The organism is Paraburkholderia sp. 2C (genome assembly GCF_054589215.1).
Genome location: NZ_BAAILL010000049.1, coordinates 530,259 through 553,421 on the forward strand (window position 1 = coordinate 530,259; position 23,163 = coordinate 553,421).

General features: G+C 63.8%; 22 protein-coding genes and 1 tRNA gene. 12 read left to right on the forward strand and 11 right to left on the reverse strand.

Annotation, left to right across the window (positions count from 1 at the left end; genetic code table 11):
* Positions 1-5 precede the first annotated feature (5 nt).
* Positions 6-602, reverse strand: a complete 597-nt coding sequence (locus ACYPXD_RS26685; RefSeq protein WP_219798878.1) for a MarC family protein — start codon at positions 600-602, stop codon at positions 6-8.
* An 11-nt stretch (positions 603-613) separates the two neighbouring features.
* Positions 614-2,350, reverse strand: coding sequence for a proline--tRNA ligase (locus ACYPXD_RS26690; RefSeq protein WP_459718359.1), 1,737 nt, complete (start codon positions 2,348-2,350; stop codon positions 614-616).
* A 578-nt stretch (positions 2,351-2,928) separates the two neighbouring features.
* Between ACYPXD_RS26690 and ACYPXD_RS26695 the strand changes: the two genes are divergently transcribed.
* Together ACYPXD_RS26695 and ACYPXD_RS26700 are read left to right on the forward strand one after the other, a co-directional pair.
* Positions 2,929-3,666, forward strand: coding sequence for an RNA pyrophosphohydrolase (locus tag ACYPXD_RS26695; RefSeq protein ID WP_459718362.1), 738 nt, complete (start codon positions 2,929-2,931; stop codon positions 3,664-3,666).
* Between the two features lie 84 nt (positions 3,667-3,750).
* On the forward strand, positions 3,751-4,311 hold the full coding sequence (locus ACYPXD_RS26700) for a CNP1-like family protein (protein WP_459718365.1): 561 nt from the start codon (positions 3,751-3,753) through the stop codon (positions 4,309-4,311).
* Between the two features lie 126 nt (positions 4,312-4,437).
* Here ACYPXD_RS26700 and proB read toward each other — a convergent pair whose 3' ends face one another.
* From proB to rplU, 4 genes are all read right to left on the reverse strand, one after another.
* Positions 4,438-5,556 carry a glutamate 5-kinase gene (gene proB / locus ACYPXD_RS26705; protein ID WP_459718368.1) on the reverse strand — a complete coding sequence of 373 codons (1,119 nt, stop codon included), beginning with the start codon at positions 5,554-5,556 and terminating at the stop codon, positions 4,438-4,440.
* An 87-nt stretch (positions 5,557-5,643) separates the two neighbouring features.
* Entirely contained in the window at positions 5,644-6,759 is a 1,116-nt protein-coding gene (gene cgtA / locus ACYPXD_RS26710) for an Obg family GTPase CgtA (protein ID WP_459718371.1), read from the reverse strand.
* 281 nt (positions 6,760-7,040) lie between these two features.
* Positions 7,041-7,304, reverse strand: coding sequence for a 50S ribosomal protein L27 (gene rpmA, locus ACYPXD_RS26715; protein ID WP_459718374.1), 264 nt, complete (start codon positions 7,302-7,304; stop codon positions 7,041-7,043).
* A gap of 24 nt (positions 7,305-7,328) precedes the next feature.
* A complete protein-coding gene (rplU, locus tag ACYPXD_RS26720) occupies positions 7,329-7,640 on the reverse strand; it encodes a 50S ribosomal protein L21 (RefSeq protein WP_006025184.1) in 312 nt (103 codons plus the stop codon).
* A 277-nt stretch (positions 7,641-7,917) separates the two neighbouring features.
* Between rplU and ACYPXD_RS26725 the strand changes: the two genes are divergently transcribed.
* From ACYPXD_RS26725 to ACYPXD_RS26745, 5 genes are all read left to right on the forward strand, one after another.
* Complete coding sequence (locus ACYPXD_RS26725) at positions 7,918-8,910, forward strand: polyprenyl synthetase family protein (RefSeq protein WP_459718384.1); 993 nt, start codon at positions 7,918-7,920, stop codon at positions 8,908-8,910.
* A 59-nt stretch (positions 8,911-8,969) separates the two neighbouring features.
* Positions 8,970-9,046: transfer RNA gene (locus tag ACYPXD_RS26730), tRNA-Pro, on the forward strand.
* Positions 9,047-9,255: 209 nt separating this feature from the next.
* On the forward strand, positions 9,256-10,560 hold the full coding sequence (locus tag ACYPXD_RS26735) for an HlyC/CorC family transporter (RefSeq protein ID WP_459718387.1): 1,305 nt from the start codon (positions 9,256-9,258) through the stop codon (positions 10,558-10,560).
* 186 nt (positions 10,561-10,746) lie between these two features.
* A complete protein-coding gene (locus tag ACYPXD_RS26740; protein ID WP_459718390.1) occupies positions 10,747-12,123 on the forward strand; it encodes a GspE/PulE family protein in 1,377 nt (458 codons plus the stop codon).
* Positions 12,120-13,358 (forward strand): type II secretion system F family protein, encoded by a 1,239-nt coding sequence (locus tag ACYPXD_RS26745; RefSeq protein ID WP_459718394.1) that lies wholly within the window; start codon positions 12,120-12,122, stop codon positions 13,356-13,358. Before ACYPXD_RS26740 ends, ACYPXD_RS26745 begins: the two co-directional genes overlap by 4 nt.
* A 61-nt stretch (positions 13,359-13,419) precedes the next feature.
* Here ACYPXD_RS26745 and ACYPXD_RS26750 read toward each other — a convergent pair whose 3' ends face one another.
* The gene (locus ACYPXD_RS26750; protein WP_459718397.1) at positions 13,420-13,575 is read right to left on the reverse strand and encodes a hypothetical protein; all 156 of its coding nucleotides are present in this window, start codon (positions 13,573-13,575) and stop codon (positions 13,420-13,422) included.
* On the opposite strand from ACYPXD_RS26750, the gene ACYPXD_RS26755 reads away from it, so the two are divergent.
* The 4 genes from ACYPXD_RS26755 (at position 13,574) to yacG (ending at position 16,383) form a co-directional block, all read left to right on the forward strand.
* Positions 13,574-14,416, forward strand: a complete 843-nt coding sequence (locus ACYPXD_RS26755) for a prepilin peptidase (protein WP_459718400.1) — start codon at positions 13,574-13,576, stop codon at positions 14,414-14,416. The two genes, ACYPXD_RS26750 and ACYPXD_RS26755, sit on opposite strands and share 2 nt — an antisense overlap.
* Positions 14,417-14,419: 3 nt before the next feature.
* Positions 14,420-15,034 carry a dephospho-CoA kinase gene (gene coaE / locus ACYPXD_RS26760; protein WP_459718403.1) on the forward strand — a complete coding sequence of 205 codons (615 nt, stop codon included), beginning with the start codon at positions 14,420-14,422 and terminating at the stop codon, positions 15,032-15,034.
* A 251-nt stretch (positions 15,035-15,285) separates the two neighbouring features.
* Positions 15,286-16,041: a cell division protein ZapD gene (gene zapD, locus ACYPXD_RS26765; protein WP_219798867.1), complete on the forward strand. Its 756-nt coding sequence runs from the start codon at positions 15,286-15,288 to the stop codon at positions 16,039-16,041.
* Between the two features lie 147 nt (positions 16,042-16,188).
* The gene (yacG, locus tag ACYPXD_RS26770; protein ID WP_459718406.1) at positions 16,189-16,383 is read left to right on the forward strand and encodes a DNA gyrase inhibitor YacG; all 195 of its coding nucleotides are present in this window, start codon (positions 16,189-16,191) and stop codon (positions 16,381-16,383) included.
* An 88-nt stretch (positions 16,384-16,471) separates the two neighbouring features.
* Here yacG and ACYPXD_RS26775 read toward each other — a convergent pair whose 3' ends face one another.
* The 4 genes from ACYPXD_RS26775 to secA form a co-directional block, all read right to left on the reverse strand.
* Positions 16,472-16,915, reverse strand: a complete 444-nt coding sequence (locus ACYPXD_RS26775; protein ID WP_459718410.1) for an NUDIX domain-containing protein — start codon at positions 16,913-16,915, stop codon at positions 16,472-16,474.
* Positions 16,912-17,781 carry an ATP-binding protein gene (locus tag ACYPXD_RS26780; RefSeq protein WP_459718413.1) on the reverse strand — a complete coding sequence of 290 codons (870 nt, stop codon included), beginning with the start codon at positions 17,779-17,781 and terminating at the stop codon, positions 16,912-16,914. The genes ACYPXD_RS26775 and ACYPXD_RS26780 overlap by 4 nt, the downstream gene beginning before the upstream one ends.
* A gap of 65 nt (positions 17,782-17,846) precedes the next feature.
* Complete coding sequence (argJ, locus tag ACYPXD_RS26785; protein ID WP_459718417.1) at positions 17,847-19,121, reverse strand: bifunctional glutamate N-acetyltransferase/amino-acid acetyltransferase ArgJ; 1,275 nt, start codon at positions 19,119-19,121, stop codon at positions 17,847-17,849.
* Positions 19,122-19,321: 200 nt separating this feature from the next.
* Complete coding sequence (secA, locus tag ACYPXD_RS26790; protein ID WP_459718420.1) at positions 19,322-22,162, reverse strand: preprotein translocase subunit SecA; 2,841 nt, start codon at positions 22,160-22,162, stop codon at positions 19,322-19,324.
* A 372-nt stretch (positions 22,163-22,534) separates the two neighbouring features.
* Here secA and ACYPXD_RS26795 point away from each other — a divergent pair, with 372 nt between their 5' ends.
* Positions 22,535-23,053, forward strand: a complete 519-nt coding sequence (locus ACYPXD_RS26795) for a DciA family protein (protein ID WP_459718423.1) — start codon at positions 22,535-22,537, stop codon at positions 23,051-23,053.
* Positions 23,054-23,163: the final 110 nt, after the last annotated feature.

Below are 23,163 nucleotides of genomic sequence, written 5' to 3' on the forward strand. Positions count from 1 at the left end.
GGTCGTCAGAGCTGATGCACGAAGGCGCGGATGCCGGCCAGAATCATTTCGACTGAAATCGCGACCAGCACGAGGCCCATCAGCCGCTCGAACGCGGTAACCGTGCGCTCGCCGAGCCACTGCTGAATCCGCTCGGACATCACGAGCACGATTGCGCAGACCACCATCGTCACGCACAGCGCGGCGATCCACTCGAGCATCTTGCCGGGCGCTTGCGACGTCAGCAGCATGACGGTTGCGAGCGCCGACGGACCCGCCAGCGCCGGAATCGCGAGCGGCACGATCAGCGGCTCGCCGCCGCGCGTGACGCCGGTCAGGCCGTCCGGATGCGGGAAAATCATTCTGATCGCAATCAGAAACAGCACGATGCCGCCGCCGATGCGCAACGACAGATCGGTGAGGTGCATCATCCGCAAAAAGCGGTCGCCTGCCAGCATGAAGGCCAGCAGGATGCCAAACGCTATCGCAACCTCGCGCAGAATCACGACCGCCCGGCGGTGCGGCGTCACGCCCCTCAGACAGCTAACGAAGAGCGGAATATTGCCGAGCGGATCCGTAATCAGAATCAGCAGGATCGTTGCGGACAGGAAGTTGTACTCCATGCCCGCTCCGATTAGTGCGCGAGTGATGTCTTGATTTTATCGATCACCGATTGCGCGGCGGCGTCGACGGGCAGCAAGGTCGCCTCGGTATCGCGACGGCCCTGATACTCGATCTTGCCGTCTTTCAGGCCGCGATCGCCGATCACGAGCCGGTGCGGCACGCCGATCAGCTCCCAGTCGGCGAACATCACGCCGGGGCGCTCGCCGCGATCGTCGAGAATCACGTCGACACCGGCGGCCATCAGCTCGGCGTAGAGCCTGTCGGCCTGCTCGCGCACGGCATCGCTGCGGTCGTAACCCATCGGGCACAACACGACTTCGAACGGCGCGATCGATTCCGGCCAGACGATGCCCTTGTCGTCGAAGTTCTGCTCGATCGCCGCGCCGAGAATGCGCGTGACGCCGATGCCGTAGCAGCCCATCTCCATCGGCTGCGGCTTGCCGGTTTCGTCGAGGCACGTCGCGTTCATCGCGACCGAGTAGCGCGTGCCGAGCTGGAACACGTGACCGACCTCGATGCCGCGGCAAATCTCGAGCACGCCCTTGCCGTCCGGCGACGGATCGCCCTGCACGACGTTGCGGATATCGGCGACGGTCGGCTCCGGCAGATCGCGGCCCCAGTTCACGCCGGTCGTGTGATAGTCGACTTCGTTCGAGCCGACCACGAAGTCGCTCATGTTCGCGACTGTGCGATCGGCGATCACGTTGACCGGCTTCTTCGTATTCAACGGCCCGAGATAGCCCGGCGGCGTGCCGAACCACTCGACAATCTCGGCTTCTGTGGCGAAACGGAACTCGGCGAGGCCCGGCTGCTTGCTCGCCTTGATCTCGTTCAGTTCATGATCGCCGCGCAGCAGCAGCAGCCAGATGGTCGGCGCGGCGCCTTCGTTGTCGGTGGCGAGCACGATCGACTTGATCGTGCGCTCGAGCGGGATATTCAGATACTCGGCAACCTGCTCGCACTTCGCCTTGCCGGGCGTCGCGGTCTTCGTGAGCGGCTCGGCGGGCGCGGCGCGCTGCGCGATCAAGGGCAGCGCGTCGGCGGCTTCGACGTTCGCCGCGTACTGCGACGTCGGGCAATACGCGATCGCGTCCTCGCCGGTATCGGCGATCACATGGAACTCGTGCGAGCCGCTGCCGCCGATCGCGCCGTTATCGGCCGCCACCGCGCGGAATTCGAGACCGAGGCGCGTGAAGATGCGCACGTACGCGTCGTACATCTTGCGATACGACTCCTTGAGGCCTTCCACGTCCTTATCGAACGAGTACGCGTCCTTCATGATGAACTCGCGGCCGCGCATCACGCCGAAGCGCGGACGGATCTCGTCGCGGAACTTCGTCTGGACCTGGTAGAAGTTCACGGGCAATTGCCGGTAGCTCTTGATCTGGTTGCGCGCGATATCGGTGACGACTTCCTCGTGCGTCGGCCCAAGCACGAAGTCGCTCTGCTTGCGATCCTTGAAGCGCAACAGCTCGGGGCCGTACTTGATCCAGCGACCCGATTCCTGCCACAGCTCGGCCGGCTGCACCGACGGCATCAGCAGTTCGATTGCGCCCGCCCGGTTCATTTCCTCGCGCACGATCGCTTCCACTTTGCGGATCGAACGCAGGCCGATTGGCAGATAGTTATAGATGCCGCCGGCGACGCGACGGATCATGCCCGCGCGCACCATAAGCTTGTGGCTGACAATTTCGGCGTCGGCAGGCGCTTCCTTGAGCGTGCCAATAAAGAAACGGGAGGCTTTCATTCAGAGTTTTCCAAAAGCGGCGGAACCGGGTCGGGCCCGCCCGAAGAGATGAAACGGTAGCATTTGCGGACCGGTTCGCCAAATCCGCGCCAGATCTGTACGAAAAGCTCGCCAGTCGAGCGTGAAATGTGCGTGAAGCTCGCGCCGAATGCAATCACAGAATGCGTTCGCTTTGCCACGATCAGGGTCACGATCGGACGAGGAATCGCTTGACCGGTTGATCGGTTGATCGGCGACACGCGCTCAATGGCTTGCCGGCCGCCTTCGACATGTCCGCTCGCGGGCGACGATCCTGACGGCGCTGTCCGAAAATCCGCGCCCCATGTGCAAGCAACGGGGGATTGCGATCCGACATTTACCACGCGATATCGGACACGATCCTGGTCCAGGCCGGATCAAAGCCCGTGCAAACTAGGCGCAATACAGATTTCATTCAGATGAGTCTGAGGCGTCACCCGAGGTGCCGACTGCGGACCATCCGGGCTGCCACCGGGGTGCCGCCGGGGTGCCGCCGGGGTGCGTTTGGACCATTATCTGTTTATAATCAAAGCAATTTTAAAGGATTCGAAGGTGGTTGTATGCTGGATCGTGAAGGCTTTCGCCCGAACGTCGGCATCATCCTCTTGAACGCGCACAACGAAGTGTTTTGGGGTAAGCGGCTCCGTGAACATTCCTGGCAGTTTCCGCAAGGGGGCATCAAATATGGTGAGACCCCCGTGCAAGCGATGTATCGGGAGTTACACGAAGAAACCGGGCTGCTTCCCGAGCACGTCAAGGTGGTCGGTCGCACGCGCGACTGGTTGCGTTATGAGGTGCCGGACAAGTTCATCAAGCGTGAAGTACGCGGGCATTACCGTGGCCAGAAACAGATCTGGTTCCTGCTCCGGATGGTCGGGCGCGATTGCGATATCTGCTTGCGCGCCACGGATCACCCGGAGTTCGATGCATGGCGCTGGAATGACTACTGGGTGCCGCTCGACTGTGTGATCGAGTTCAAGCGGGATGTGTATCAGCTGGCGCTGACGGAGCTCTCCCGTTTCCTGCGCCGCGCTGCGCCGCGTACGGAAAAACCGGGCGGACATCATGGGCAGCGTTATCCGCGGATGGCGTCGTCGGTGAATGTGCCGCCGGGGTCGGGCATTTCTGCGCCCCCTGCTTCTTCGGCCTCATCTTCGCCGAACGTTGCGCCATCGGTCGGCAACACGTCGGGTGTTGCCGTTGAAGCGACTCTGCCCGCTCCGATGGAATCCGACTGTTCGGCAGCCGGAAGCGTCGCCGTTGGCGTGCCGGGTTTGCGCGAAGCGCCGCAAGACTGATATCGTGCAGCGCATTGCGGCGCCTCGCGCTGCGTCTGCCGGTGCGGCACATCGCCGCCGCGCCGGCGTTTCGGGGAATTTCACTTGAAATTGTTTGCTCTCGCGGTGGCATGTGTCGCCACCGGCGCCTTGCTCGCCGGCTGCTCCAGTAACAAGCAGCCGACGCCGCAAAAGGACGCGGACTTCCACTATCTGCTGGACATGCCGACCAACTGGACCGAGAACAAGGTCGACGCGCTGCCGCCGCTGCCCAACCAGGCCGACCTGCTGCCGTTCGAAGTCTCGCAAAATACGCCGCTCAGTTTCTTTATCGACGCGAAGTCGCTATCGGTGGGGTCGGACGGCGTCGTGCGCTATACGGTCGTCGTGACGAGCCCGAGCGGTGCGCGCAACGTCAATTACGAAGGCATCCACTGCGACAACTACACGTGGCGTCTGTATGCGGGCCTCAACGACGACCACGACGGCTGGGATCGCACGGTCGCAAACGACTGGGCACGCATCGAAAACGGTGACCTCAACGCGTACCGTGCGTCGCTGTATCAGGATTTCTTCTGCGCGAACCGGATGCCGGTGGGCTCGGCAAAGACCATCGTCAACAACATCCGGTACAAACGGACGCAGGGCGAATTGATGACCCGGTGATTGTGCTGAACCGTTGATTGACCGGTGCGTCGTTCTCGTGATGCGTTCTCGTGATGCGTTCTCATCGCGCGTTCGGATAGCGCAACCCGGGCGGCGCGATGCTCGCGCGCACTGCCGGGCCAAACGCTAAACGAGCACAAGATTATCGCGGTGAATCAGTTCGGGCTCGAGCATATAGCCGAGCACCGATTCGATCTCGCCGCTCGGGCGACGTTGAATCAGCTTTGTCTCCGAACTGCTGTAATTGGTCAGGCCGCGCGCCACCTCGCGCCCTGCCCCGTTCACGCACGCAATGACCTCGCCGCGCGCAAAAGCACCCTGCACGTCGACGACCCCGATCGGCAGCAGACTTTTGCCGCCCTCGGTGAGCTTTTCCACCGCACCGTCGTCGATCACGACATGGCCGCGCACCTGCAGGTGATCGGCCATCCATTGCTTGCGCGCCGCCATGCGTGCGGTGCGCGCGATCAGCTGCGTGCCGATCGCTTCACCCGACGCAAGCCGCGCGAGCACGTCCGCCTCGCGGCCGCTGGCGATGACCGTGTTCGCACCGCTGTGCGCCGCGCGCTTCGCCGCGAGAATCTTGGTCAGCATGCCGCCGCGGCCAATGCTCGAGCCCGCGCCGCCTGCCATCGCCTCCAGCTCCGGCGAGCCCGCGTCGGCCTGCTGCACGAGCGTCGCGGTCGGATCCTTGCGCGGATCGGCGGTAAAAAGCCCTTGTTGATCGGTGAGGATGATCAGCGCATCGCCTTCGATCAGATTCGCGACCAGCGCGCCGAGCGTATCGTTGTCGCCGAACTTGATTTCGTCGGTGACCACCGTGTCGTTCTCGTTGATGATCGGCACGACGCCAAGGCGCAGCAGCGTCAGCAGCGTCGAGCGCGCGTTCAGATAACGTTCGCGGTCCGCGAGGTCCGCATGCGTGAGCAGAATCTGCGCGGTGCGGATCGAGTGTTCGGCAAAGCGGCTTTCATAGACCTGTGCGAGCCCCATTTGCCCGACCGCGGCGGCGGCCTGCAATTCGTCGATTTCGCGCGGCCGTTTCGTCCAGCCGAGGCGCTGCATGCCCTCCGCGATCGCACCGGAACTGACGAGCACGACTTCCTTGCCTTGCTCGCGCAGCGCGGCGATCTGCGCGGCCCAACGGCCGATTGCCGCATGATCGAGTCCGCGCCCGTCATTCGTGACGAGGCTCGATCCGACTTTCACAACGAGCCGGCGGGAATCTGCGATGACGGAACGCATTGTGCGCGATCTCCAACAGGGTTCATGGGTGATTCGTCAGGCCGGCAACCACTAACGGCGCCCGAGGCAACCGCATTGCCGCTGTGATCAGTCGTGCGGTGGCGCCGATACGCCGCTGCTACCACCCTCGGACTCCGCGCGAAAACGCACATCGGCGGCGAGATCTTCCGCTTCGGCCGCGCGGTGCGCATCCGAGTGTTCGGCAAGATAGTCGTACACCGCGTAGCAAAGGCTTTCGCAACCCTGCCCCGTCAACGCGGAAATCTGATACACGGGCCCGTCCCATTCGAATTCTTTGAGAAACGCGGCGACGCGCGCTTCGCGCTCTTCTTCGGGAATCATGTCGAGCTTGTTCAACACGAGCCAACGCGGCTTCGCGTACAGCAACTCATCGTATTTGCGCAGTTCGTTGACGATCGCTTTTGCTTCGCCGACCGGATCGACCGCTTCGTCGAACGGCGCGAGGTCGACGATGTGCAGCAGCAAGCCCGTGCGCTGCAAATGCCGCAAAAATTGATGACCGAGGCCTGCGCCTTCCGCCGCGCCTTCGATCAAGCCCGGAATGTCGGCAATCACGAAACTGCGGCTCGGCCCCACACGCACGACACCGAGATTCGGTGCAAGCGTGGTGAACGGATAATCGGCGATTTTCGGCCGCGCATTCGATACCGATGAAATGAACGTCGATTTACCCGCGTTCGGCATGCCGAGCAGGCCGACATCGGCAAGCACTTTCAGTTCGAGGCGCACCATGCGACGCTCGCCGGGCTTGCCGTCGGTCTTCTGGCGCGGCGCACGGTTCGTACTCGATTTGAAGTGCAGGTTGCCAAGGCCGCCCGCACCGCCCTTCGCGACCTGCACGACCTGGTTGTGCTCGGTGAGGTCGGCGATCAGTTCGCCGGTGTCGAGATCGGTAATCACGGTACCGACCGGCATGCGCAGCGTAATGTCGTCGCCGCCCTTGCCGTAGCAATCGGAGCCGCGCCCGTTCTCGCCGTTGCGCGCCTGATGCTTTTTCGAATAGCGGTAGTCGATCAGCGTGTTGATATTGCGATCCGCGACCGCAAAAACGCTGCCGCCGCGCCCACCATCGCCGCCATCCGGCCCGCCGAACGGGACGAACTTCTCGCGGCGCATCGACGCGCTGCCATCCCCTCCGTCGCCGGCGATGACTTCGATTTTCGCTTCGTCAATGAACTTCATGAGTTGCTCCGTCCCGTTTGTTACTGCTGCTGTTTAGTGCTGTTTGGTGCTTTGCGAACCAGACGTGCTGCCGCTATTTTGCCCCGCGCCGCAAGGGTTCAACAATCTGCCGATCGGCCAGTTGCGGTGCGCACGCGAAGCGTGCTTGCCGCATGGAAGAAAAACCAATAAAAAAGGCCCCGCTCAATTCGCGGGGCCTTTTCCGGTGCTGAAGCCCAACCTGTTTAACGTAACCCAACTACGCGCAAATGCGCGCAACCGCGTTATCGCAACAAGTTAGCTCAGGCCGCTGCCGGGACGACGTTGACCGTGTGCTTCTTGTCAGCGCCTTTCGTCGTGAACTTGACGTGACCGTCGACCAGCGCGAACAGCGTGTGATCCTTGCCGATACCGACGTTCAGGCCCGGGTGCAGACGCGTGCCGCGCTGACGGACGATGATGCCGCCAGCGAGGATTGCCTGACCGCCATAAACCTTAACGCCGAGGCGTTTCGACTCGGAGTCGCGGCCGTTCCGGGACGAGCCGCCTGCCTTTTTGTGTGCCATCTGATAGCTCCTTGCCCGATGCGCTTACGCGTTGATCGCGTCGATGCGCAGTTCGGTGTAGTTCTGGCGGTGGCCGCCGTGCTTCTGGTAGTGCTTCCGGCGACGCATCTTGAAGATGGTCACTTTGGCGTGACGACCGTGAGAGACAACGGTAGCCTTGACGGAAGCCCCACTGACCAGCGGCGTACCGAACTTAATCGATTCGCCTTCGCCCACTGCGAGAACCTGGTCGAGCGTGATTTCTGCGTCAATGTCTGCCGGTATCTGTTCTACTTTAAGTTTTTCGCCGACAGCAACCTTGTACTGCTTGCCGCCGGTTTTTATGACCGCGTACATTGAAAACCTCACTCTTTATTCGTGATTCATTTTTCCGACGCACCACGCGCGGAAACCCGTGATTATACATAGAGTTAGCTGCACGGTCAAAGTCAATCGACGTTGCGCCGCAGGAAGCCGGCTCAGGTACGCGTGACAACCGTCCGGCGCCTGTCCGATGCGCGCCTCGTACCTCGAACATAGGCCGAATGGCCGGAAAAGCCGCGCACACCGACCCGGCGGCGCGGAAACTGCGCGATTCGCCTTATAATCCGCCGCATTACCCCAAATCGCCACCATGTCGTCGACCGCCACTCCCGCACCCAACGCCGCCAGCCTGCTCGCGCCCATCGCCGAAGACATGCAGCAGGTCAATCGCGTCATCCGGCACCGTCTGGCGTCCGAGGTGATGCTGATCAATCAGATCTCCGAGTACATCATCAGCGCCGGCGGCAAGCGCCTGCGTCCGGCGCTGCTGCTGCTCGTCGCGGGTGCGCTGGGCGATACCACCGGCCAGCGTCACGAACTGGCTGCGGTGATCGAGTTCATCCATACGGCCACGCTGCTGCACGACGACGTCGTCGACGAATCCGATCTGCGGCGCGGCCGGCAGACCGCGAATGCGCTTTTCGGCAATGCGGCCAGCGTGCTGGTCGGCGACTTTCTCTACTCGCGCTCGTTCCAGATGATGGTCGGCGTCGGCAAGATGCGTGTGATGGAAATCCTGTCGGAAGCAACGAACATCATTTCCGAAGGCGAAGTGCTGCAACTGCTGAACATGCACGACGCGGACGTCGACGAAGCGCGCTATATGCAGGTGATCCGCTACAAGACCGCGAAGCTCTTCGAGGCCGCCGCGCAGTTGGGCGCCGTGCTGTCCGACGCGGACGAAACGATCGAAGCCGCCGCCGCCGAATTCGGCCGGCGCATCGGCACCGCGTTTCAGATCATGGATGACTGGCTCGATTACACCGGCACGCCGGAATCGATGGGCAAGAACGCCGGCGACGATTTGCGCGAAGGCAAGCCCACGCTGCCGCTGATTTATCTGATCGAACGCGGCACGCCGGAGCAGGCGGCGCTCGCGCGCGATGCGATCGTGCAGGGCGGCACGGATCGCTTCGAAACCATCTTCGAAGCAATCACGCGTTCGGGCGCGCTCGACCACACGCTGCAATGCGCGAAGCAGGAAGCGCACGCTGCCGCGGCCGCGATTTCTTCGTTTCCCGATTCCATTTACAAGGAAAGCCTGCTAGAATTATGTTCTTACTCGACGACGAGACAGTCTTAAATAAGACCGAATCGCTGAGCGAGTCCAGTAAGAGTCACGCAGCATCATGCAGGATAAATCGGGGTGTAGCTTAGCCTGGTAGAGCGCTACGTTCGGGACGTAGAGGCCGGAGGTTCGAATCCTCTCACCCCGACCAGAATTTCTTGAAAAACCGCGCAACGACGTAGCGCGGTTTTTTTTCGCCCGCATTTTATCCCGCTTCGGCTCCGCTGCTGGGCGTTCCGCGGCCCGAGTCTGCAAATCCCCGTTCAAGCTCCGTCCAACGGCCTCTATCTTTCGGCCAATGGGGCGCACCGAACCCCTCTGCTATATTCTCCCCATCCCCTTCCCCTGACTTCACGACGCGTGGAACAACTTCCCTTATGGGCGCAGATAGGCGCCGTCCTGGTCCTTCTGATCTGTTCGAGTTTCTTCTCCATTTCCGAAACGGCGATGATGGCGCTCAACCGTCATCGGCTCAAGCACCTCACGAACAAGGGGGTGCTCGGCGCGAAAACGACGCAGGGCCTGCTCTCGCGCACGGATCAGTTGCTGAGCGTGATCCTGATCGGCAACAACCTCTTCAATACGATCATCCCGGTACTCACGACATCGATTGCACTGCGCACGTTCGGCAGCAATAGCGTCGTGCTGTCGGTGTCGACGGGTATCGTCGCGTTTCTGATTATCGTGTTCGCGGAAATTGCGCCGAAGATCGTCGGTGCGACGTACCCCGAAAAGATCGCGCTGCCTGCGAGTTTTCTGATTGCGCCGCTGATGCGCATCGCGAAGCCGCTTATCTGGTTCGTGAATCTGTTCGCCAACGGCTTTTTGCGCCTGCTGCACATCAATACCGGCGGCACGCGCGATCAGCGCCTGTCGACCGAAGAATTGCGCACCATCGTGCTCGAATCGGGCAGCTTCATGCCGACCAAGCACCGCAGCATCCTGCTCAATCTGTTCGACCTCGAGAACATTTCGGTCGACGACGTGATGATTCCGCGCCGCCGCATCGAGGCGCTCGACTTCGATGCGCCGTTCGATCAGATCCTGCATCAGCTCGAAACCTGCTATCACAACAAGCTGATCGTCTATCAGGGCGATATCGATCGCGTACTCGGCGTGCTGCACGTACGCAAGACGCTTGCGGCGCTTCACAACCAGGAGCTCGAGCGCGAAACACTGCGCGAACTGCTCGCGGAGCCTTATTTCGTCCCGTCCGGCACACCGGTCTTCCAGCAGCTGCAGTACTTCCAGGAGAGCCGCCATCGCACCGCCCTCGTCGTCAACGAATATGGCGAATTGCAGGGACTGGTCACGCCCGAGGACATCATCGAAGAGCTGATCGGCGAATTCACGACGTCCGTGCCGCGCAGCGCAAGTTCGCGCGGCGGATGGGACGACAACGGGGAATGCATCGTGGCGGGCAGCATGCCGCTGCGCGAGCTGAACCGCTGGCTGCAACTACGGCTGCCGACCGACGGTCCGAAGACGCTCAATGGTCTGATCCTCGAAATTCTCGAAGAGATTCCCGAGGGCGACGTCTGCGTGCGGATCGCCGATGTCAAGCTCGAGGTGATGCGCAGCGACGATCAGGCGATTCGCACCGTGAAGCTGTTCCGCCCGGGGCAGAAAGCCGGCGCGAAGGTCGCAAGACTGCTGGGGCGCTAGCGCAGGCACCGCGCACAGCGATCGCCACACCGCACACCGCACGCAGCACACATCACGCGGGGCAGCGCGCATCGTACTGCAAATGAATGCGGTGCACAGCTAGCCGAACGGCCTAATGGCGGTCCCCGCCGCGATCCCGGATGATGACGCCGTCCAGTTGCACAGGCGGCTCACGGCCGGTTTTCGATGACCCTTCTTCCTTCTTTCGCCCCACACGCGTCAAACTTCGCGGGCGCGCGGCACGCGACGCCCGGCGCGGCCTTTCGAACCGTCGCGCACGACGCTGATGCGGCGCAGCGCGCAGCACCGCTCGCCGCATCCACCGCTAGCGCCGCGCAACTGAGCGCGCTGACTGTATCAAGCGACGCCGACGCCGCACCGGCGGTTCGTCTGCTCACGGAAACGCTGCAGGAAGCGGCGCGCCGCAATGCGTCGGATCTGCATATCGAGCCGTCGGAACACGGCTGGCGAATCCGCTTGCGCATCGACGGCGTGTTGCATGAAACCGCGCAACCGCCTGCGCATCTGCGCGACGCATTCGTCACGCGCGTAAAGGTGCTCGCGCGCATGGATATCGCCGAGCGCCGCGTGCCACAGGACGGGCGCCTGCGACTCGCGAGCGGCGCGGGGCGAGTCGAAGACTATCGGGTGAACTCGCTGCCCACGCTGTACGGCGAAAAGCTCGTACTGCGCCGGCTCGAGTCTCTGCCTGCCGATCTTTCGCTCGGTGCGCTCGGCCTCACGGCCGAACAGTGCGCGAGCGTCGAACAGGCGATCCGCGCGCCGCACGGCCTCATGCTTGTAACCGGTCCAACGGGCAGCGGCAAGACGCTCTCGCTGTACTGTTTCCTGCAGATGCTCAATGCCGTCTCGCGCAACCTGTGTTCGGTCGAAGACCCGGCGGAAATCCAGCTCGCGGGCATCAACCAGGTCAGTGTGCGGGAAAAGGCCGGCCTCACGTTCGCCACCGCATTGCGCGCATTTCTGCGACAGGACCCGGACGTGATCATGGTCGGTGAAATCCGCGATGAAGAAACCGCGGACGTCGCCGTCAAGGCCGCGCAAACGGGACACCTCGTACTGTCGACGCTGCACACGAACGACGCGCCCGCCGCCGTCGCACGGCTCATCGACATCGGCGTCGAACCGTACAACCTCGCGGGCGCGCTGCGCATGGTTACCGCGCAGCGTCTCGTGCGCAAACTCTGCATGACGTGCAAGACGCCGGACGCGCAGTCCGCCGCCGCGCTGAGCGCCGCACTGAGCGCCGCGCTGCACGCGGCCGGCGCCTCCGCGGACAGCGTCGAAGGCCGGCTGCCCTATGCGGCGGTGGGTTGCGCGGCATGCCACGGCATCGGCTACCGCGGACGTATCGGCATTCATCAGGTGATGCCGGTATCCGACGCGATGCGCGAGTTGATCGTCACGCGCGCAAGCACGCAGACGCTCGCGCAACAGGCGCGCGCCGAAGCGGTCGGTACGCTGCGCGACGCCGCGCTCGCGCGCGTGATCGACGGCACGACGAGCCTCGCCGAAGCGCTATGCGCAACCGAGATCGCATGAGGACCGCCGCAATGGTGATGGATTCGTTATCGCAGGAACTGCGTTTCCGATGGCGCGGCATCGAGGCTGACGGCACACACCGGAGCGGCTCGGTCATCGCGCCCGATCTCGCAGCGGCGCGCGCGAAGCTCAGACGCGACGGCCTCTTTATCGTCGAACTCGCCGCGCACGGCCCTGCGCCGCGTGCGCAGGCACGCCCCGCCGACGTCACGCGCTTCACGCGGCAACTCGCGAGCCTGTTGCGCGCGGGCTTGCCGCTTGCGCCGTCGCTCGAATTGCTGGCCGACGCGCCGGCGTCCTCCGGCAAAGCGCTCGGCATGTCGCGCATCGTCGGCGCGCTCGCGCGCGACATCGTCGCGGGCGTCAGCTTCTCGCAGGCGCTGCGCTCGCGAGCGGAGCCGTTCGGTCCGTTGTACGCGCAACTGGTTGCGGTCGGCGAAGCATCGGGCTCGCTTGCGCAAGTGCTCGCTCGCATTGCGGACGACCGCGAGCGCTCTGCCGCGCAGCGCGCAAAGGTACGCGCGGCGCTGACCTATCCCGCTGCCATCCTTGTACTGGCGATCGCCATCACCGCGGCGCTGCTGATAGGGGTCGTCCCAACCTTCAGGCAAATCTTCGACGGCTTCGGCGCCGCGCTGCCCGCGCCGACGCAAGCGGTACTCGCGTTATCCGCCGGAGCCGCAAAATGGAGCGTGCCGATCGGCGTGTCCTGTATCGCCGCGGGCGCGAGCTTCGCGAAATGGCTGCGCATGTCGGAGGCCGCGCGCCTCAAATGCGCGCGGTTATCGTTGCGCGCGCCCGTTATCGGACCGCTCCTGACCACGCTTTGCGCGGCCCGCTGGAGCCGCGCGCTCGGCACCTTGCTCGCGGCCGGCACGCCGCTCGCCGATGCGTTCACGTCGCTCGATCACGCAACCGGCAATGCGTACTTCGATCGCGCGACGGCCGGCATTGCCGCGAGGTTGCGCGATGGCGAGCGGCTTGCGGCCGCCATGCAGGCCACCCAATGCTTTCCGCCCGAAGTCGTGCAGCCGGTCGCGGTCGCCGAAGAATCGGGCATGCTCGATACGATGCTGCTCGATGTCGCATCACTGTGTGATCGTCAGGTAGACGAAAAGACCGGCACGCTTGCGAGCCTGTGCGAACCGCTCGTGATCGCGGTGCTCGGACTGCTCGTCGGCGGGCTTGTGATTGCAATGTATCTTCCCATCATTCAACTCGGCAACGTGGTGTAGCATCCAGCCGAATCGAGACATTAACCATGCCGGCCGCGTTCAGAACCGTGTCAGACCACCTCTACAACATCTCGTATCCGTCGCCTTCGGGGTTGTCTTCGGCGCCCTTCGTGTCGTCCTCGGGGTTGCCAGTCGGGTTGCCAGTCGGGTCGCCCTTCGCGTCGGTCGTTGCCTGGCTCGACAACCTGTCGGCTGCCGTCGGCGCGGCCTTCGCCATGCTGCCGCTCCCTGTGCAGATCGTCTTCACCGTCGCGTTCGGGCTCGTGGTCGGCAGTTTTCTGAACGTCGTCGTGCACCGGCTGCCAATCATGCTCGAACGCGCGTGGCGTGCCGAAGTCGCGGACGCCACCGGTCAGCACTTCGAAGACGACGGCCTGCCGCCGCGCTATAACCTGTGGCTGCCGCGCAGTGCATGCCCGCATTGCGGCCACGTGCTGCGCGCGTGGGAGAACGTGCCCGTCTTCAGCTATCTGCTGTTGCGCGGCCGCTGCTCGCAATGCAAGACGCGCGTGAGCGTGCGTTATCCGTTGATCGAAATCGCAAGCGCCATCTGCGCAGTCGCTGCGCTCATGCTGTTCGGTCCGACCGGCACCGCGCTCGCTGCGTTCGGGCTCTGCGCCACGCTGCTCGCGACGAGCGCCATCGATATCGACACGCACCTGCTGCCCGATTCGCTGACGCTGCCTTTGCTATGGGCTGGCCTGATCCTCAATTTCGGCGGCCTCTTCGCGAGCCTGTCCGACGCCGTGCTCGGCGCGATCGCCGGCTATCTCGCGCTATGGTGCGTACACTGGGCGTTCAAGCTCGTACGCGGCATCGAAGGCATGGGCTATGGCGACTTCAAGCTGCTTGCCGCGCTCGGCGCATGGCTTGGCTGGGCCGCGCTGCCGCAAATCATTCTGATCGCCGCGGTCGCCGGCGCGCTCGTCGGTCTCGTGGCAACGTGGCGTGGCCGGATGCGCTTCGAAGAGCCGCTGCCGTTCGGTCCGTTTCTCGCGGCCGGCGGTGTGCTCACGCTGTTTCTCGGTACGCCGCTTTATTTCGCACTCGGAGGCTGACGCATGTTTGCTGTTGGGTTGACGGGCGGCATCGGCAGCGGCAAGTCCTTCGTCGCCGACCGCTTCGCGGCGCGCGGCGTGCCGATCGTCGACACGGACGCGATCGCGCACCGCATCACGGGGCCGCACGGCCTCGCGATGCCCGCCATCGCGAGCGAATTTGGCGCTTCGTTCGTCGCGCCCGACGGCTCGCTCAATCGCGCGCGGATGCGAGCGCTTGTCTTCAGCGACGAAAACGCGCGGCGCCGCCTCGAAGCGATCACTCACCCGTTGATCCGTGCGGAGACCGAACGTGAGCGGCGCGCCGCGAGCGGGCCGTATGTGGTGATCGTGGTGCCGCTCCTCGTCGAATCGGGAAGCTGGAAAACGCGTGTGAATCGCGTGCTCGTCGTCGATTGCAGCGTCGAAACGCAAATCGAGCGCGTGATGCGCCGCAATGCGTTCACGCGCGAGCAGGTGCTCGCGATCATCGCCCGGCAAGCAACGCGTGAAGCGCGTCTCGAAGCCGCCGACGACGTGATCGTCAACAGCGACCTGTCGCCATTCGAATCAATCGACGCCCGCGTCGAGGAACTGCACCGCCAGTATGTGTCCGGGTCATCTGCCGACGTTCGATAATCCCCGTATATAAAGGCGGATCCGGCACGGCGTTGAGGTCATCCGGGCCGCGAGGACGTCTTGCAGACGCCCGCGATACGTTAAAGGTCGGCGGAAATTCGGGCAGTGCGCCGCGATTTTGCAGTAACCGAAGCGAAACATAAGCGAAAAAATTGCGAACTGGACGGATCCACTGTTTCATTGCTAGGGTAGAGTCACGGCATTAGAATGTCCTGCAATTCAGTCACCGACCACGCGCGAGGCGATCCCGCTTGATTCTTTACGAGTATCCCTTCAACGAGCGAATCAGAACGCTGTTGCGCCTCGAAGATCTGTTCGAGCGCTTTACGTTCTTTTTGACTCAGGAAGATCCGAGGGAACATCACGTCGCGCTCACCACCCTGTTCGAGATCGCGGAAGTCGCCGGTCGCGCCGACCTGAAGTCGGACCTGATGAAGGAGCTCGAGCGGCAGCGTCAAACGCTCGCACCGTTCCGCGGCAACCCGGGCATCGAGCAGAATGCGCTCGAAGCCGTGCTCGGAGAAATCGAGCAAACGCTTGCGGGCCTTGCGCAAATGCAGGGCAAAACGGGCCAGCATCTGGCCGACAACGAGTGGCTCTCCAGCATCCGCAGCCGCGCGATCATCCCCGGCGGCACCTGCAAATTCGATCTTCCGTCGTACTACGCATGGCAGCAGACGCATCCGGATCAGCGTCGCCAGGATATCGCGAAGTGGGTCATGCCGCTGCTGCCGCTGCGCGATGCGGCCGCCATCGTGCTGCGTCTTGCGCGCGAGTCGGGCCAGGCGTCGAAGGTGATGGCGATGCAAGGCAGCTACCAGCAGATGCTGTCGGGCCGCACATATCAGCTGATGCAGGTGCGTGTGGCACCGGAATTGCGCGTGATCCCGGAAGCGAGCGCCAACAAATACATGCTGTGGGTCCGCTTCACGGTGCAGGACGGCGACCTTCGTCCGCGCTCAGTCGACGTCGACGTGCCATTTCAGCTCACGCTGTGTAGTCTGTAGGGGTTAGTCGCCGATCGGCATCGGCGGCGCGGGACGGCAGACCGGGCACGCACAATGCGCGGCGCGATACGCTTTAATCTATAACCCGCGCCCCCAGATTCGACGCTCGTAACGTTTCGATCGAACCATCGTCACAGACCAGACAGAATGACCACCGTCGTAAAATGCCCGACTTGCGGCAAGGATGTCCGTTGGACCTCGGAAAGCCGCTTTCGCCCGTTCTGCTCCGAACGGTGCAAGCAAATGGATCTCGGCGCCTGGGCCGCCGAGAAATACCGGATCGGCAGCAACGATGATGAGCCGCCGTCAGACGAAGCGCCCGGCGAAAGCGCACATCATTGAAGCGAGCGGCAAAGGTGGCGGGACAGCGACCTTATCGCAGCAGCCCGCGCGGCGCGCAGCGATAGCCCGTGCTCACTCTGTCACTTTGTCATTCGGCCGCGAGCCACTCGAGCACCGGTATCGTCGCGGGCAGCAAAGGCGTGACGTCAGCAGGCAGCGTTTGCCAGACGAACGCCTGGCCCTCGCGCCCGTGCGGCTCGCCGGCCCACTCGGTCACCTTGCAGAAAAAGAGCCGCACATACGCGTGCGGATAGTCGTGTTCGAGCGTATGCCAGCGGTGGCACGCCTTCACGTCGATACCGAGTTCCTCGTGCAGTTCGCGCGCGAGCGCCGCCTCGACGGTCTCGCCGGGCTCGAGCTTGCCGCCCGGAAATTCCCAGTAACCCTCATACGGCTTGCCCGCCGGCCGCTGCGCAAGCAGATAGCGCCCGTCCGGCTGCACGAGCACACCGACCGCAACCTCGGTAACCGGCCGCGCCGCCGCCGCGCCTTGCGGTGCATTATCGGCGGCGTTGTTTGCGCCAGCCGTCATGCTGCCGCCCGGCGGCCCGACCAGTCGCGTGCGAACTGCCACGCGACGCGCCCCGAGCGCGACCCGCGTTCGAGTGCCCACACGAGCGCATCGCCGCGCGCGTCTTCGACGCCCGCGTCGTCGCAACCGAAATGGCGCAGCCAGTGCGCGACGATCGTCAGGTAATCGTCCTGCTTGAACGGATAGAAGCTGACCCAGAGACCGAAGCGTTCCGACAGCGAGATCTTTTCCTCGACCACTTCGCCGGGGTGAATCTCACCATCGGCCGTATGCTTGTACGTCTCGTTGTCGCTCATGTACTCGGGCAACAGATGACGGCGGTTCGACGTCGCATAGATCAGCACGTTGTCCGATTGCGCGGCCACCGACCCGTCCAGCGCCACCTTCAGCGCCTTGTAACCCGATTCGCCTTCCTCGAACGACAGATCGTCGCAGAACACGACAAAGCGCTCGGGCCGCGTCGAGATCAGATCGACGATGTCGCCGAGATCGTGCAGGTCGTCCTTGTCGACTTCGATGAGCCGCAGGCCGTCCTTCGCATACGCATTGAGGCACGCCTTGATCAGCGACGACTTGCCGGTGCCACGCGCGCCCGTCAGCAGCACATTGTTCGCCGGCTGCTGGTGGACGAACTGCCGCGTGTTCTGCTCGATCAGTTCCTTCTGGCGGTCGATGTTCTGCAGGTCCGCCAGCGAGATCAGGGAAATGGACGGCACCGGCTGCAGAAAGCCGCGCCCCTGGCGCTTGCGCCAGCGAAATGCGACCGCGGCCGACCAGTCGACATCGGGCGCCGCGGGCGGCAGCATTGCTTCGAGACGGCCCAGCACCGCTTCGGCGCGGGTCAACAGTTGTTCGAGTTTGTCCATGGCTAATGTGAGAGGCGGTCGGGATCCACGCAGCGCCGGCTCGATTCAAGCGGCGCCGCACCCGATCAGGAACGGTAATCGGCGTTAATGCTTACGTATTCGTGCGACAGGTCGCAAGTCCAGATCGTGGCTCGCGCGTCGCCGCGGCCTAGCAGCACGCGAATCAGAATCTCGCTCTTCTTCATCACGCGCTGGCCGTCTTCCTCACGATACGCCGGATTGCGCCCGCCTGCCTTCGCGACGAGCACGTCGTCCAGATACAGATCGATCTTGCCGACGTCGAGATCGTCGACGCCCGCATAGCCGATCGCCGCGAGAATGCGGCCGAGGTTCGGATCGGAGGCGTAGAACGCCGTCTTCACAAGCGGCGAGTGGCCGATGGCATACGCGATCTGCCGGCATTCGGCGACGCTCGTGCCGCCTTCGACCTGCACCGTCATGAACTTGGTTGCGCCCTCGCCGTCGCGCACGATCAGCTGCGCGAGCGTCTGCGCGACGTCGGTCACCGCGTCGCGCAGCGCGGCGTAAGCGGCCGAATCGGTCGACGTGATCGCCGGCAGGCTCGACTTGCCCGACGCGATCAGGATGAAGGAATCGTTCGTCGACGTATCGCCGTCGATCGTGATGCAGTTGAACGAGCGGTCCGCGACATGTTTGACGAGCGCGTCGAGCACGGGCTGCGCGACGGCCGCATCGAACGCGAGGAACCCGAGCATCGTCGCCATATTCGGCTTGATCATGCCCGCACCCTTGCTGATGCCGGTCAGCGTGACCGTATGGCCGTCGATGTTCACCTGGCGCGACGCGGCTTTCGGCAGCGTGTCGGTGGTCATGATCGACTGCGCGGCGTCGTACCAGTGCGCGGCAGCACGGTTCGCCAGCGCGGCGGGCAAGCCGGCCTTCAGACGGTCGATGGGCAGCGGTTCGAGAATGACGCCGGTCGAAAACGGCAGCACCTGCTCGGGCGCAAGGCCCGCGAGGCGCGCAAGCTCGTTGCAGGTTTCGCGCGCGTGCGCGAGGCCCGGCTCGCCGGTGCCCGCATTCGCATTGCCGGTGTTGATGACCAGCGCGCGGATGCCCTTGCCGCGCTGTCCGCCGCTGCTGCCGCCGCTGCCAGCCCCACTACGCACGCGCTCCAGATGCTCGCGGCACACGGTCACCGGCGCCGCGCAGAACCGGTTCGACGTGAACACGCCGGCGACCGTCGCACCGTCGTCGACGGAGATCACGAGCACGTCCTTGCGATTCGCTTTGCGGATATTCGCTTCGGCCCAGCCGAGCGTGACGCCCGGTACCGGATGGAGTTGAGCGGGTTCGATCGAAGGGAAATTGACAGCCATGGTGGCGACCTGTCGAAGCTGAACATGCCGGCGCGCTAGTAGGCGGGCGCCGTCAATGAGGATCGTAACTGGCGGGTCGGCAAGGCGCCGCGCCGCCGCGAAATGGCTTGCACTGTACCGTATAAAACGCACCGGCGGCGTCGCGTAAAACGGCTGTGCCAAGCGAAACGGCGCGCAGTGCGCGCGCCGTCTTCAAACATTCACGCGATCTTGCCGTGACACTGCTTGTACTTCTTGCCGCTGCCGCACGGGCACGGGTCGTTGCGGCCGACCTTCGGGATACCGTCGCTCGCGCGCGGCGCACCGGCGCCAGCCGCAGCGGCCGCGCCGCCGCGTGGCGCATGGCTCATCGCATCGCCGATCATCGTCGCGGCGGCATCGGCGGCCACGGGCGCGGCGGCCACGGCCGTGGCCGCGTTCGAATCGGAGTAGTCCGCATGCCGGAACTCGACATTCTCGAGGTGGCTGCCCTGCTCTTCGTACTGCTCGGCCGCCTGTTCGAGTTGCTCCGGCGACTGGATCTGCACGTTCATCACAATCCGCGTGACTTCGAGCTTCACCGCATCGAGCATCGCGGCGAACAGTTCGAACGCCTCGCGCTTGTATTCCTGCTTCGGGTTCTTCTGCGCATAGCCGCGCAGGTGAATGCCCTGGCGCAGGTGATCGAGCGCGGCCAGGTGCTCGCGCCAGCTGCGATCGAGCGTCTGCAGCATGATCGAGCGCTCGAACGCGCTGAACGATTCGCGGCCCACGAGCGTGACCTTCGCTTCATACGCTTCGTCCGCCGCGGCGGTCACGGCTTCGAGAATCTCGTCCGCGTCGATCGACTGCGATTCGTTGATCATTTCCTGAATCGCGAGATCGAGCTGCCAGTCGTTGCGCAGCACTTCTTCGAGCTCGGGCACGTCCCACTGCTCTTCGATGCTGCCCGCCGGCACGAACTGGCGCACGATCTCGCCGATCACGCCATGGCGCATGGCGCCGATCGTCTCGGCGATGTCGTGCGCTTCGAGCAGTTCGTTGCGCTGCTGGTAGATCACCTTGCGCTGATCGTTCGCGACGTCGTCGTATTCGAGCAGCTGTTTGCGGATATCGAAGTTGCGCGCCTCGACCTTGCGCTGCGCCGATTCGATCGAACGCGTGACGATACCCGCTTCGATCGCCTCGCCTTCGGGCATCTTGAGCCGGTCCATGATCGCGCGCACGCGGTCGCCGGCGAAAATGCGCAGCAGCGGATCTTCGAGCGACAGGAAGAAGCGCGACGAACCCGGGTCGCCCTGACGGCCCGCGCGGCCGCGCAGCTGGTTGTCGATCCGGCGCGACTCGTGACGCTCGGTGCCGATGATGTGCAAGCCGCCCGCGGCCTTTACCTGATCGTGCAGCGTCTGCCACTCGCCATGCAATTGCGCGATGCGACGCTGTTTTTCGTCGGCGGGAATCGAGTCGTCCGCTTCGAGGAAGGCCGCCTGCTTTTCCGCATTGCCGCCGAGCACGATATCGGTACCGCGGCCCGCCATGTTGGTCGCGATCGTGATGCGCTGCGGCCGTCCCGCTTCGGCGACGATCGCCGCTTCGCGCTCGTGCTGCTTCGCGTTGAGCACCTCGTGCGGCAAGCCGGCCTTCGTCAGCAGATGCGACAGCAGTTCCGAGTTCTCAATCGACGTCGTGCCGACCAGCACCGGCTGGCCGCGCTCATAGCACTCGCGGATGTCGCGGGTCACCGCGTCGTAGCGTTCGCGCGCGGTCTTGTAGATCTGATCCTGGCGGTCGAGCCGCTTCGGCGGCCGGTTCGTCGGAATCACGACCGTCTCGAGACCGTAGATCTCGTTGAATTCGTACGCTTCGGTGTCCGCCGTGCCGGTCATGCCGGACAGCTTGCCGTACATGCGGAAGTAGTTCTGGAACGTGATCGATGCGAGCGTCTGGTTTTCGCTCTGGATCTTCACGTGCTCCTTCGCCTCGACTGCCTGGTGCAGGCCGTCGGACCAGCGGCGGCCGGCCATCAGACGCCCGGTGAATTCGTCGACGATGACGACTTCGCCGTTCTGCACGACATAGTGCTGGTCGCGATGGAACAGCGTATGGGCCCGCAGCGCCGCATAAACGTGGTGCATCAGCGTGATGTTCTGCGGCGCGTAGAGGCTTTCGCCGTCGCCGATCAAGCCCCACTCGGCGAGCAGACGCTCGGCCTTCTCGTGGCCCGATTCGGTCAGGAACACCTGACGCGCTTTTTCATCGAGTGTGTAGTCGCCGGGTTTCTCGACACCCGTGCCGTCGGCCTTCTCTTCGCCAATCTGCCGCTCGAGCAGCGGCGGCAGCGCATTCATGCGCACATAGAGTTCGGTATGGTCTTCGGCCTGACCCGAAATGATGAGCGGCGTGCGCGCCTCGTCGATCAGGATCGAGTCCACTTCGTCGACGATTGCAAAGTTGAGCGCCCGCTGCACGCGCGCCTCGGTCTCGTAGACCATGTTGTCGCGCAGGTAGTCGAAGCCGAACTCGTTGTTCGTGCCGTACGTGATGTCCGCGGCGTAGGCTTCCTGCTTGAGGCTGTGATCCATCTGCGACAGGTTCACGCCGACCGACAACCCGAGGAAGTTGTAGAGCCGCCCCATCCACTCGGCGTCGCGCTGTGCGAGGTAGTCGTTGACGGTCACGACGTGCACGCCGCGGCCCGACAACGCATTCAGATACGCGGCGAGCGTGGCGACGAGCGTCTTGCCCTCGCCGGTGCGCATTTCGGCGATCTTGCCGTAGTGCAGCACCATGCCGCCGATCAGCTGCACGTCGAAGTGACGCATCTTCAGCACACGCCTGCTCGCTTCGCGACAGACCGCGAAGGCTTCCGGCAGCAGCTTGTCGAGCGACTCGCCGCCCGCCACCCGCTGACGGAACTCGCCGGTTTTTGCGCGCAGCTGGTCGTCCGTCAGTTTCTCGATCTGCGGCTCGAGCGCATTGATCGACGCGACGGTCTTTTGATATTGCTTGACGAGGCGCTGGTTGCGACTGCCAAAAATCTTTTGTAGAAAACCGGTGATCATCGGGTCGGTGTCTCTGCGTCGCGGCTTCGGCTGGGAAAGCGAGCAAGCGCGGCCGGGGTCGTGCCCTCGCTTACCCGTTGTCGGAAGTGCCTCGGCGGCTTGTCAAGGAGTGAATTCGAATCGGGGATTTTAGCACGCGCCCCAACGCGCGCCTGTGTCGAGCGTAAGATCGCTGACGGCTGTTCCCGACGGCCATTGTGGCGCTTGCTCGAGCGTGCGTCATGATGCATGCATGAAGCCGCTTCGCCCCGACCGACGCCCGGTCGCAGCCCGCCTATCTCACATGGCGGCAAGCAAATGGTGCACGGTACAATAGCCTGTTCATGCGGCATCGCCCGCGCTCGCGGTTCTTCAGCGCCACCACTGTCAAACATGAGCCGCTCTTCGTCGAATTCAAGGCCACCGTTTTCGAAGCCGGCCGCCCGGTCGGGGTCGGCACCGTTCTCACCGTCATACGATGTGCGGCGCCCACAGCGGCTCGCCGACGTATTGGCGCGCACCGATGCTTTTTCGGCGCTGCGCGCGGGCGTCGAGCAGATCGCCGCGCTGGAACGCGACCTCGCCGAACTGCTGCCCGACTATCTGGCGACGAGCGTCGAGCCCGGTTTTATCAAGGATGGCGTACTGGCGATCTTTGCCGCGCACAACGCGCTCGCCGCGCGTTTGCGGCATCTGGAGCCACGGCTCGTGGCCGATTTGCAGCAACGCGGCTGGGCGGTCGAATCGTTGAGAATCCGCGTGCGGCCAAAGGCAGTTGAACCGCCTCCACCGATCAAGCAGGCGCGCATGACCCGGATGGGCGCGGAGGCCCTTCATGAATTGAGCGAGTCGCTCGAGCCGTCGCCGCTGCAGGCGGCGCTCGCCCGTATGGCCGCGCGGCATCGCAAATAAAGCCACGCGCCGGGGCGCGTTCCGCTGCGCTGCAAAAACAAAAAAGCGACCCGGTGGGATCGCTTCTTCATTAGCCGGCATGGGGTGCCGTACGCGAGGCAAACCGCCCC